7 protein-coding genes and 1 tRNA gene are annotated in these 11,618 nt (G+C 46.4%); 4 read left to right on the top strand and 4 right to left on the bottom strand.

Features of this window, described 5'->3' with window-relative positions; translation table 11 throughout:
* Positions 1-186 precede the first annotated feature (186 nt).
* On the top strand, positions 187-936 hold the full coding sequence (locus tag TIRI35C_RS10265; RefSeq protein WP_188202755.1) for a lipoate--protein ligase family protein: 750 nt from the start codon (positions 187-189) through the stop codon (positions 934-936).
* Positions 937-1,019: 83 nt separating this feature from the next.
* Here TIRI35C_RS10265 and taw3 read toward each other — a convergent pair whose 3' ends face one another.
* On the bottom strand, positions 1,020-1,646 hold the full coding sequence (gene taw3 / locus TIRI35C_RS10260; RefSeq protein ID WP_188202754.1) for a tRNA(Phe) 7-((3-amino-3-carboxypropyl)-4-demethylwyosine(37)-N(4))-methyltransferase Taw3: 627 nt from the start codon (positions 1,644-1,646) through the stop codon (positions 1,020-1,022).
* Between the two features lie 142 nt (positions 1,647-1,788).
* Between taw3 and TIRI35C_RS10255 the strand changes: the two genes are divergently transcribed.
* Positions 1,789-1,865, top strand: a tRNA-His gene (locus tag TIRI35C_RS10255).
* Positions 1,866-2,392: 527 nt separating this feature from the next.
* Positions 2,393-2,761, top strand: a complete 369-nt coding sequence (locus TIRI35C_RS10250; RefSeq protein WP_188202753.1) for a DUF302 domain-containing protein — start codon at positions 2,393-2,395, stop codon at positions 2,759-2,761.
* A gap of 90 nt (positions 2,762-2,851) precedes the next feature.
* On the opposite strand, the gene TIRI35C_RS10245 is transcribed toward TIRI35C_RS10250, so the two are convergent.
* A complete protein-coding gene (locus TIRI35C_RS10245; RefSeq protein WP_188202752.1) occupies positions 2,852-3,283 on the bottom strand; it encodes an EVE domain-containing protein in 432 nt (143 codons plus the stop codon).
* A gap of 98 nt (positions 3,284-3,381) precedes the next feature.
* On the opposite strand from TIRI35C_RS10245, the gene TIRI35C_RS10240 reads away from it, so the two are divergent.
* Positions 3,382-3,999: a hypothetical protein gene (locus TIRI35C_RS10240; protein WP_188202751.1), complete on the top strand. Its 618-nt coding sequence runs from the start codon at positions 3,382-3,384 to the stop codon at positions 3,997-3,999.
* 15 nt (positions 4,000-4,014) lie between these two features.
* On the opposite strand, the gene TIRI35C_RS10235 is transcribed toward TIRI35C_RS10240, so the two are convergent.
* On the bottom strand, positions 4,015-7,917 hold the full coding sequence (locus TIRI35C_RS10235; RefSeq protein WP_246454795.1) for an Eco57I restriction-modification methylase domain-containing protein: 3,903 nt from the start codon (positions 7,915-7,917) through the stop codon (positions 4,015-4,017).
* On the bottom strand, positions 7,917-11,594 hold the full coding sequence (locus TIRI35C_RS10230) for a helicase-related protein (RefSeq protein WP_188202749.1): 3,678 nt from the start codon (positions 11,592-11,594) through the stop codon (positions 7,917-7,919). The genes TIRI35C_RS10235 and TIRI35C_RS10230 overlap by 1 nt, the downstream gene beginning before the upstream one ends.
* Between the last annotated feature and the right edge of the window lie 24 nt (positions 11,595-11,618).

Here is an 11,618-nt window from a genome sequence, read left to right as displayed (position 1 = left end):
ACAGAAAAAAGAAACCCTTCTCAAGAGATCTTTATGAAGGAATCACGAACTTTGATGAAACTTTGCGAAGGCAAAGTTTCTATCCGCTCAGTGGTGACCGCTCTCCTCATCGTTGCCTCGGAAGGGCTTGGGCCTCATCATCGCTGGACTTAAAAACGCTCACGACCTTTTAACCTTGGTGATGTTATGAGGTTCATCCCGCTCATCGTTGCAAGGCCCGAGGTTCAGATGGCCATAGACGAGGCGATAATGCGCGCCAGAATTGAGGGGAAAGTCCCAGACACGGTGAGGCTCTACGCCTTCTCGCCGAGCTCGGTAACCATCGGAAGATTCCAGAGCGTCGTCCACGACGTCAACCTAGACGAGGCACGGAAGCTCGGAATCCCCGTCGTCCGCAGGATTACCGGCGGTGGTTCGGTGTTCCACGACGAGTTCGGCGAGATAACCTATTCCGTCGTTGCCAGCGAGGACTTACATCCCATGCTTAAAAACGTCGAGACGAGCTACCGCTATCTGGCCGGCCCGCTCGTCGATGCCTTGAAAGAGCTCGGCCTTGATGCCGGCTTCTCCGGCCTCAACGACATAGTTGCCAACGGGAAAAAAATCAGCGGCTCCGCACAGACGAGGAGGAAGGGGGTCATCCTGCAGCACGGCACCTTCATGTATTCCACGCGCGTTGGGGTGCTCGGAAGGGTTCTCCGCGCTTCGAAGGCAAAGCTGGCCGACAAGGGCGTTTCGAGCATCTGGGAGAGGGTAACAACGCTGGAGCGCGAGGGGATAAAGCTGAGCCGCTGGGAGGCCTACGAGCTGTTGAAGGACAAGTTCTTTACCGCGTTCGGGCTGGAAGAAGGGGAGCTAACGGACTACGAGCTCGAGCTCGCCGAGAGGCTGGTGGAAGAGAGGTACGGGAACCCGGAGTGGAACGAGATGAGGTAACTTTTTTCTTTTGCAGGCCTCGCCCTTTTAGGGCGGGGAAGAGGTCAGTGCGGGATGCCCTTCCATGAAGAGCTACATGAGTCTCACCTGGCTTTGATTTCGAACTTCTCCGCCAGCTCGTAGAACAGCCCGTCTTCGCCGAGCTCCTCCCTCAGCTTCCTGAAGTTTCTCTCCAGGCGCGGCAGTCTTCCCTTGCTTCTCCTCAGCATGGAATTGCCGACTTCCAGAGCAAATCTCAGGTACTCATCGTCGATTAAAACCCTCCCGTCCCTGCCGAGGGGGGCGGTTAGGTACTCGGTGGCGTTTATCTCGACCAGGTATCGCTTCGAGATGACCTTGAATGTGGTGTACTTAAATCCCGATGCCAAACCGAGCTCGTGGAGCTTTTTTGCCTTCTCCAGGTCCTCCGCAACGATGTGGAATATCGGTGGCTGGCTCTTGAGGAATATGAGGCCCCTTTCGGCGTTTCTTAGGGCCTCCCTTGCCTCCTCGAACTCCATCGGCCTGTGGACCTTGATCAACCACCTCGCGAGGGGCTTGGCCCCGAGGTCCGGTTCTTCCATTATACCTATCCTGCCGGAGCAGGAGGAGGTCGTGTAGATGCCATCGATGGAGTTTATGAACAGGAGGAGGTCGATTATATCTTCGTCAACCTTTCCTTCCCTCATAGCCGTGAAGAGGCTCACAAGGGCTTCGCGTTTGGCTTTCATGTCGAAACCTCCGGACGATTCTTAATTCCAGCGAAAGCGCCGTTACATGGGGGTTGGATTAAGTAAAAGGTCTCAGCTCCCTCTTTCAGCCCCTTCCGTCGAAAACTTTATAAAGCTAACCCAAAAGGTTTAGCTGGAAATGGCCAGGGTGGTGTAGCCTGGTTAGCACAGGGGACTGTGGATCCCCTAGCCCGGGTTCAAATCCCGGCCCTGGCCCCATAAGAAACTTTGCCTTCGCAAAGTTTCATCAAAGTTTGTGATTCCTTCTTGAAGCTCGCTTCTAAAGTGTGATTGTCGTTAAATTTAACCTTTAGAGTGTTGGAATCCGCTAGAGCACGCCCTTTCGTGGGGGGTTCACTTTTAAACCGACGCCCGAAGGGCGTCAACAAGGATGAACTCTTTTTAAATTGCAAAGCTAGAGGAATTCCAAGTTGAAAACGCCCCGACTAGAGTAATCACACCCAAATAAGCTGCTTTCCAGGAGCCACTAACTTTTGGTGAAGCTTTCTTGGAGAATACCAAACTTAGTCGAGTGCTTCTTGTTCTGATCAGGAACCTCACTGGCGGTTAGTGCGGTGTGGTTATGTTAATTTATGTCATAGTAATAGATTTTCATAACAGCACTACGATATCATTACACGAAAAATTTATAAATTTGAGAATCTCCATCCTTTTCTGCCCGTCCGCTTAATACAGCTGGCAAAATACAATAAATGGATTGAATGGGATGGTTGGGGGTGTGTTAAATGATTGAGGCCAGGTTAGTGTTTAATGGGACTTTCGATGAGGCTGAGGCGAAAGTCAAGGAGGTTCTTCCGCAGGCTGGTTTTGCCGTCGTCTGGGAGCAGGACTTCACGGCTGTTGTGAAGAACAAGCTCGGCATTGACATGCCGAAGTACAAGACTCTTGGCCTGTGCAATGCTAAGATCTTTTACGAGCTGTGGAAGAGGAATGAGGAGATCGGCATGGTTGCGCCGTGCCACCTGCTCCTTTATGAGGAAGACGGTAAGGTTCACGCGAAGATGGCTGTGCCGGACGAGTTCTGGGACGAGGAGGTTCTTGCTGAGCCCTTCAACAGGGTCGTCGAACTCCTCAAAGAGATCGGGTTCAATTGAGTTTTTCTTTAACTTTTGAGCTCGGCTCGGTTAGCTCTCCGAAGGAGTGAACAACGACAAAAATCCGAACTGTTTACATGGGGGATGAGGTCAAAGCAGGCTTTCAATCAGCCTGTAGTCTCCCTCCTGGATTTCTCTCATCGCCTTACCCATCAGGTGCCCGCTCCAGCGCTTCTTGTTGGTGATGAAGTTGAGCTTTGGGATGAGGGGCTTGAAGTCAACCTCGCCGAGCTTTACGGGCTTGACCTTGATCCTGAGAGGATAGGTCTCGTTGAGATGCGGCGGGCTCTTGAATATCTTGCTTGAGTCAGTATAAGGCTCGCTCACGACCTCATAAATTCCGACGATCTTTGGCTCAAGGATTTCCTTGTTCTTTCGCTCCTGCTTGACGTAGAAGACGAGCTTATCACCGGGCTTGACTTTAGCGATTGTGTTCCTGTGTCTCTTAGCAACGCCCCAGACGTTCTTTTCTTTTATAACTTCCCAATTATCTCTATTGGTTATACAGAGCCAGTAAGCCATTTTCCATCCCCCATGTGAGTTCTGTTTTTCTAGGATATTAGCCTTTTGTTGTGACCATATTTTTAATATCCAAAACCCAATAATGTGACGGTGGTGTTATGGAAGATTTTGGGGAATGGTTGGGAGGCTCCTCCATGCCGCCGGAGGTTGTTCTCCTCTTAGGGGATGGTAGGGAGATGAAACTTCGACCCGATGAGGTCTCCGTATACGAATACATCACGTTCATAACATATGAGGGTACAATACTGGAGCTTCAGCACTCCGAGAACGTCAATCCACAGGAGCTTATTAATGCTATAACCTCCTCGGGGGTGGAGCGGATTATACTGAAGGTCAGAGGTGGGGGGAGGCGGTTCGTTCTACGCGCACTGCTCGTTGAACGTAGGGAAGTGCGCCCCGTGAATTTTCCCCCGGTGAATGACCGTGGGGCAACACTCCTTCTACCAACTCCCCTGGGGCTACTTGAGGTTTATGGGGACTCCTGCGATGATATTGAGGTGTATCTTGATGGCAGGTTTTTAAAAGCAGAGGAAGCGGGGCGGATATTAAATACACTGCGGGAAGAGTATGGACTCGATGTCTGCCGGATTTTGGGGGTGGTATTAAGGGGGATTTGTCTTTTTTGGTTTGGAATGAGAATAGCCTCAGGAAAAAGGATAGATAGTGAAAAGGATATTAAAAAATTGAGAGCTAATACACTAAATCGTCGACAATAAATAATCAAAGAGATACTAAATCAGTGGTCTCTGAAATCTTTTCTCAATGGGGATTATCGGTTCATACTGTAATGCCGTGAAAATGCGTTCTCTGTCGAGTTTCTTCATAATTGATGAGCCTATCTTCTCAACCCTGGTAAATATCTCCTTGGATAGCTCATCGAACTTTTCTCTTTCTCCAGTCAGTCCCCTAATGTGGTATTCCGCGAACCACTCGTCGAATTGTATATCCTCAAGCAACCCCTCGATCTCATCGACGGGAACACCCTTTTCCCCAAAGTATAGCGAGCAAACTATCACCTCCCTCAAATCATCGAAGAACTTGAACAGCTCCCTACATCTAAGGGCGTCTCTTTTATCTCTAGCTTCCCTTTCCATAACCTTCAAGAATGTTAAATATTCCACGAGCCTTCCGAGGACGCTCTGTGTTTTTTTATCGGCGATTACTATGGGCAACCTCCTGACCTCGGGCATCGTAACATTATTTGATGAGGAGAACTTCTGGAAAAACCAGTCGAGAAGACGGGAGTTGAGGAGGGCAAGGAGGTATTTTGGGGACACCCCGCCTTCGTTCACCACCATAAAGTCGACCGCGTGGGTGAGCACGACGTTTTTCGGTATCAGCGAAAACTTCAACCTGGGCACCTGTGCCTTGTTGACAACTGCCCTCCATCCGATTCTTTCCTTCTTTATGTTCTCACTGACGGAGGGATACTTTTCGAGCAACCTGTTAAAGTCCTTTACCCACCTCGGCTTTGGGCCATCCGGTCGGAGGTCGACGTAGTAGCGATCCAGGTGGATGCCCTTTATGAGGAGCACCTTGGGATCGCCGGGTTCGTCGCCGAGGAACTCCTTATCTTTTGTTTCATTGATATCGCCCTGTTTCATTTCAATCCCAAAAGTGTTGAGTTTTGGTAGCTCCGAAAGACGGGAGAGTTTGTCCCACTCTTCCTGGTTCTTTATGAGGGGCACTGTATAAGTCCCATCCGTTAGTCCCTTAAGGGAGGTTTTGTTGACTTTCACCGGAGTCAGCCCATCGAGGTCTCCGAGTTCCGGTGGTGCTATTCCAGCCACGAGCCCAAAATCATAGTCTCCAGTTTCCCCGTTCCCATCTTTTTCATAAACTTTTTGAAGAAGCATCACCGTCACAGCCTGTGTCACACCCTTGAATACCCTCGTCTTCTCCGGGAACTCAAGTATCCTTTCCACAACCCCTTTTTCAAAGAAGGTTTTCCTGAGCCCTATGGAGGTGGAGTCGTTGAGGAACGGCGCGGGGAATATCATCCCAAAGTAACCGTGTGTTGTTAAGAGATCATAGGAGCGTTCAAGGAAGACTTTGTATATGTTGACTTTTCTCCCTTCACCCTGCAACCTATATCCGGATACTTTTTTACTTTTGAACATCAAACTCAACAGCTTTGCGAGGTCTTCATCCGGGACAATCCTGTTTATCTCCCCATATGGCGGGTTCCCTATAACCACGTCAAACCCGGGGTTTTCCCTCATAAACACCTCGGGGAACTCCCAGGGCCAGTGGAAGGAGCCGATCTTTGAGAGGTCATCCAGGAGCTCCTTAAGCTGGTCGCTTGTTATCCTACCCTTCTTCCCCTCCTTCTCTCTTATGCGTTCTGCCAGAATCTCCGCAAACTCGCGGTTGAGGTTACCGTTTACGGCACCCGTCATCTCCTCCAGCAGTCTGATTATCTCGCGTGCGTGCCTGGTGTCCAGTGATACGAGCAGTATTTCCGCCAGCCTGCTCTTCAACCTTAAAAAGCGCATCATGAGCTCTCTGGTGAGCTGTGAATCTAAATTCGCTTTCAATATCCTTAATTCGTCGACTACTCCTTTGCTTGTGGTCGAATTGAGCTTCTTCTCGATGGATTCTATGTATTCTTTTGTATCCGTGCTCAGTGATAAGTTGGCCCTGGAAGAGCTCCCTCTGGGGGGACGTTTGGTAAGGGTGAGCCATCTGTCAAGCCTGTTTTTCTCCTCCTTCATCAGGAGATTCTGAAGTTCCTCGATTGTTGTGAATCCTATCAAACTGTTCCCTGGACGTATATTGAAGTGGACGTTGGGGAACCGGATATAGATGCCGCTTGGATCGAAGCTCTCCGTCAGCGTCAGGAAAAGCCTCGCCCTCGCCAGGCTGACGGCCCTTGGGTCAATATCAACTCCGTAGATGTTGCGGGAGATTATGACATAAAACATGATCTTCAACTTGAATTCATCGCCCGCCCTGAGTTTTGTTATGGGGATGTTAACGAGTTCTCCTTTTTTATCGGCTGTGGTTATGGTGAACTTTAACTCGTCAAAGCCATATTCGAGAACTGCATTTCGTATCTGCCTGTAGATATCGACCAGAACTTCAATGGCACTCTCAAGGAAATGGCCGCTGCCAACTGCAGGATCAAGTACCTTTAAATTCCTCAGTTCATTGAACAGGAACTCATACTGCCTTTCTTTTAAAGTCCTATCTGCTTTTTCATCATTAAAGAATTCATCCAGTGTCTGGTACTTCGTCCCGAATTTCTGGTTTAACTTATCAATGAGGTAGGGTTTTATGGTGTTCTCAGCGATGTACTTGGTTATTTCTTCGGGCGTGTAATACGCCCCCCTGCCCTTTCTGGCTTCGGGGTCAAGGAGCTTTTCGAATATTGCCCCGATAACATACCTATCTATCTCTCCATCGACGCCCTCTACAGTCCAGTCCCTGCTCTCGAAAATGGCTAAAACTGGAACACCCCCTTCATTCAGCTCATCCTGAAGCATGCTCTCAAGGAGATTTTTGTTTCCCCTGCTTCTCAGGGGGTTGACCGTTATCAGATAATGCAGTCCCCTTTTTATACCGTCTTCTGTGGAGAAGTAGAAGACCCTGTTTGGGATCCTTACCTGTTCAATTTTTTCGAGGGATGTTAAGAAGGGTGCGGGGCCGGTTATGAAAACTCTTCCGAGGTCAGGACACTCTGCAAATGCCCCGTCCTCTCCCAACTCGCAGCCTTCAACGTTACCCATCATAACGTTAAACAGCTTCTTGAGGAATTCGAAGTAGGAGTACTCCCCCTTATCCTTCACTTCGAGGAACTTTTCAATTAGGTACGGTTTTTCATTCCCTTCTGGGAGGAAGCCCTTTGACTGGAGGTACCACACGATCAGAAGCTGGAGCATGAACTCATCCACGAATTGACGTTTTTCCATGTCGTCGGTTATTCCCTGAAGTTCCCTGTACATGTAATCCCTGGCGAGCTTAAAGAGCTGGAAGAACTCCTCTATAATATCCCTCCTGTCAAATATCTCCTGCCACACCTTGGGGAGGTAATACTTTGCCACGGACTTATCGGTTAGCTTATCTATCGAGACGACGACGTACTTCTCCGGCTTGCTGAATGAACGTGCCAAACTTTTGAGTTTTTCCTGAAATGCAGTTGAGATTTTGCCTGGAGATTTTATAATGGTGTCAATGCTCTGGGTGGCGGATGGGCCTATGAATGTTAGTCCTCTTTTTGAAAAAACGATGGCGTATTGGGGGCGTCCCGGCAAACTGGTTCTTCTTAACTCCTCCTTTGAGAGCAATTTCATGTTCTCTACAACATCACCGTAATCCTCAGCAGGATCAACAAGCCCTATTGTCTCACGGTTTAAGATGGCTCTGAGATAGCTTACACAGTCTCTGTGTTTACCTCCACAGTTCTTTATGATAAGTATCCTGTCCCTGTCTTCAACCGGATCCATATCCAGTGGCCTCAATCGGAACCACACTTCATCCCCGGGAGGCACTTCCTTCTCACTGTATCCCTTATACCACGTCTGCCAGACTGTTTTAACGTTGTCGAGTTCTGGATATCCCATGCTCTTGAGTTTCTCCTTAAGGGTCTCGTAGTCGAGAAAGTCCTTCCATACAATTCCGTGCCCTCTTCTCATCACATCCACCACCCAATCAGCCTGTATGAAACATTCTTGTCAGTAATATTCGAGTGAAAACGATCAAAATACTCTATAATCCCATTCACAAGTCTGGGAAAATCTGCCGGAACAAGTTTTTTACCCTTTGTTTTCAGTCCCCCGGTTCTTAGTAGGTGTTCTTTTAGCTCTTTTATCTCCGATGTGGTCAGCTCAGCCATTGAAAGGTATGTCTTGGCTAGTTTAATCCTTTCAGGAGTCACGTCTCTTGTCAATATTGCTTGAACCGTATGTTGTTCCATGATTCTATAGAGCTCCGCAATGAATCCCCTTAATGGAGCTCCCTTTGAGTGCTTGGCTAATAATGTGTTTTTGGAGTATCTGTGAAGTGCGTTCAATCTTTTTTCAAGGGTTGGCAAGTTGGGGGATTTGGGAGTGCCGGCTTCAGTCCATAGGTACTTTAGTGTGGTACATCCCGTTTCAGACACTCCCGTCTCGTCTACCACTAAGACTTTTTTTCCTGTCACTCGCTTCCCCTGACGTATCTCAACCATTCCAAACAGTCTTCCCATGTTAGTGAATGTATATAGCGGCCGGTTGAAGTGGAGTAGATCCTTTATATCTTCGAAGTCTTTCTTAGTAAGCCCCAACTCGTTCTGAATGTAGTCTAGGAGCTCAAATTCCTCAACCACATCTTGGGGCATGCCCCCTTTTATCAGCTTGAATTCCTCTGACTGGGAGGTTTCTTCCAGCTGACTCAAGCTTAGTTCGGCAAGACTCTTTAGTTTCTCTCCAAAAGTTTCGAGGCTTACGTCTTCATCCGAGCTTAATATCTGGAACTCCTTGCCTACGAGTATTGTTATGTCCTTTATTTTTTCCTTGAGTTTGGAAAGGACACCAAGGGTTATCTCTATCTCCTCCGCGGGGAAGAAGTTCTTTACAATAACTTCCTTTTCATTACCAATGCGACTGACCCTTCCCACCCTCTGGACGATTATCATCGGGTTCCATGGAAGGTCATAGTTGATAACCGCATCGGCGTCCTGTAGGTTCACACCTTCACTGAGGGAGTCTGTGGAGATTAGAATCTCAATCTCTCCATATCTTTCGGCTACATCTCTGCTGTTGTTTGCGATTGGAGCGAAACGTTTTATTATGTGCTCCTTCTGTTCGACATCCAGTTCTCCTGTGACCAAGCCAATTTTTAACTGGTTATCTCCTCGTACCAAATACTGTAAAGCCGCTTGGTTGGGTGCCCAATAACTTAAGTAAGCGTAAAGATACTTTGCTGTATCTTTGTACTGGGTGAAGATGATACATTTTTTTCGTAGAAATTCAGTCTTAATTATTTCTTTGAGGCGTTCAAGTTTTGGATCGTAATAATTGTATATGGGGATTTTCTCTGATTCTTCTGTTAGATATCCTATCACTTCAGGTTCATTTGAGCCATTCTTTCTTACTTTTACTTCTTCAAGCTTTGAGAGAATGGCTTTCATTACAGTTATGTCTGATTTTATTTTGAAAGAGACCGAGGTCATGCCTCTGATAAGGGCGTGCTCTAGATGCTTCCTATGAACATGGTGTAGGAGTTCCTCTGTCGTTTTGAACTCCGGAAGCTGAATCTGAGCACCTTTTTCAACGAATTTTGACAGTATAACGAGTTTCGTATTGTATGTCTCGGGTTCTTCTCCGAGCTCCGTTAGTAATTTTGACTCAACATCTTCCTTCTGAAGTACACGAAGGAGGTCTTCACCAAGGTTCATGACATATTTATCGAACTTAGCACGATCAGTTTTGGCGACCTTCAATTTGGGAATGTAGCTTTTGAGGATAGTATAAATACTGTGGTTCTTGCCATACATTTTGTTTAGGGTTCTCTCAAAAGCGAAAATACTGCTCTCTATTCTTTTTGCCAGCAAGAGCTTTAGTATTGATGAAAGGGATACTTTGACGAATTCCTCCTCCGCTTGTGCGGGGGTTGTTTCCTCTGGGCTGCTGCCGAGGATTATATATCCGCTGGTATACAGATTAACATATTCGAATTCTAGTTTCTCAAAGTATTCCGGGAGTGTCTTAATGAATTCCCAATATCTCTGATATTGCCCACCAGTTATCTCTTTGTACGTCACTCTATCTGGTTTGGGATCCTGGAAAATTAGCTCTCTCTCACCAATTTTTATCTTTCCATCTTTTCCAAACGTCTGCAGAATGTATTTCCTTGTCCTGAGAATCATTGTGTTGTCAAGGACCTCTTCTTTTATCTTTTGGGCGATTCTCTGTAATTGGGCCTCATATTTAAGGGGGTCTTCTTTCCATTTTTTCTTGGCTTCGCGGAATTCCATGAATAACTGTGTAATATCAATTCCCTTTGATTTAAATGCTGAGAAGAAATCGTCAGAAAATACTTTTATTAGGTTATAGATATCCCAGATAGTATTGTTTAATGGTGTGGCTGTTAGCAGTATAAACTTGTTTTGATATGAAATGGATTTGTCCTTGAATCTTAGCACCCGGGCATTCTTCCAGCGTTTGGTGGCGCGGTTTCTCAACCGGTGGGCTTCATCTATCAAGATAAGGTCGTAGTCGTAATTGAGCCCCATATTTATAATATCCTCTTGGGAATATGCGCTGAATTTGTCCATTGATAGAAAGGCTATTTCCCCCACTTTTCCCCTTGTCTTATGGAATATAGTGTACTTTCGAAATCTGGCCGAACCGGAGGATATGGGCTTTAGATAAAATCCTTCACTCCTGGAGAAAAAGTATTCGCCACTAGTTAAGAGATACTCCCATTGTGGTATCAGGGAGGGGGGTAATATCAACAAAGCTTTTCGTTCTTTTTTAATTCCAAAGCGATTTGGGTCCCAGTTAGGAAGTTTACCCCTGAGGTATTCCTCAATGATAGTTGCCCCAATAAAGCTTTTTCCCAGACCGACGGAATCGGCTATTATGACTCCATTAAATTCAGAGATAATTCTGATGGCGTTTATTACACCTATCAACTGGAATTCGGCTAAGACTCCTTTTTTTTGCACTGGCTCTACCATGCCGTCAAACCATTTCCACACAAGGATTTTGAATAATTGTTTAGGTGTCACAAACTTTCCAAAGTTTATACCAATATTTTTTCCTGCTTCTATCAGTTCTAGGATTTCTTCTTGGATATCCTCGCTTTCTTCCCAGAGTTCTTCAAACCATTTGTCGAGTTCTTTTATTGTGTCCACATTTTGGAGTATTATGTTTAGTTCTTTGTTCTTAAACAGCCCGGCGCTTGTTAGGTTGGACGAACCAACTATAGCAACCTGTCTATTGTCCCCAGTGAAGAGATATAATTTGGAATGGAGTCTTCCCTGAGTGTAAGCTCGAATCTTTACTATTTCATTTCTTATCAAATTGCATAAGTTCTCAACAGTATCTGAATTTGAGTGTTTGGAAATCTCTTCTAAGAATCTTAACTTAAATTCATCCTTTGAGATGCCGGCATCTATATCAGGTGAATTGCCAATTACCAACTTCAAAAAATCTTTTGGGGCTGCTGAGGGGACTCCATCATTAATAAGATTCCATCCACTAAGGTAGAAGTAACCAACCGCGAATTTAGCATTTCTGCTTTTCAGCAGTTCTTTCTTGATGTACTCGGATAATGGTTTTTTTGTGTTGTCTATAACCTTTATTTCGCCAGTAATTTTCATCACCATTAAGTATACTTTACTGCCACTAAA

It is taken from the genome of Thermococcus camini (assembly GCF_904067545.1).
In the GTDB taxonomy this organism is placed as follows: Archaea; Methanobacteriota_B; Thermococci; order Thermococcales; family Thermococcaceae; genus Thermococcus; species Thermococcus camini.
Note: the sequence above shows the minus strand (reverse complement) of the source record. Positions and strands in the feature narration are given on the sequence as shown.

Coding starts and splice junctions, on each gene's coding strand:
- TIRI35C_RS10265 (WP_188202755.1), top strand. CDS start 187: ATGAGGTTCATCCCGCTCATCGTTGCAAGGCCCGAGGTTCAGATGGCC.
- taw3 (WP_188202754.1), bottom strand. CDS start 1,646: ATGAAAGCCAAACGCGAAGCCCTTGTGAGCCTCTTCACGGCTATGAGG.
- TIRI35C_RS10250 (WP_188202753.1), top strand. CDS start 2,393: ATGATTGAGGCCAGGTTAGTGTTTAATGGGACTTTCGATGAGGCTGAG.
- TIRI35C_RS10245 (WP_188202752.1), bottom strand. CDS start 3,283: ATGGCTTACTGGCTCTGTATAACCAATAGAGATAATTGGGAAGTTATA.
- TIRI35C_RS10240 (WP_188202751.1), top strand. CDS start 3,382: ATGGAAGATTTTGGGGAATGGTTGGGAGGCTCCTCCATGCCGCCGGAG.
- TIRI35C_RS10235 (WP_246454795.1), bottom strand. CDS start 7,917: ATGAGAAGAGGGCACGGAATTGTATGGAAGGACTTTCTCGACTACGAG.
- TIRI35C_RS10230 (WP_188202749.1), bottom strand. CDS start 11,594: ATGGTGATGAAAATTACTGGCGAAATAAAGGTTATAGACAACACAAAA.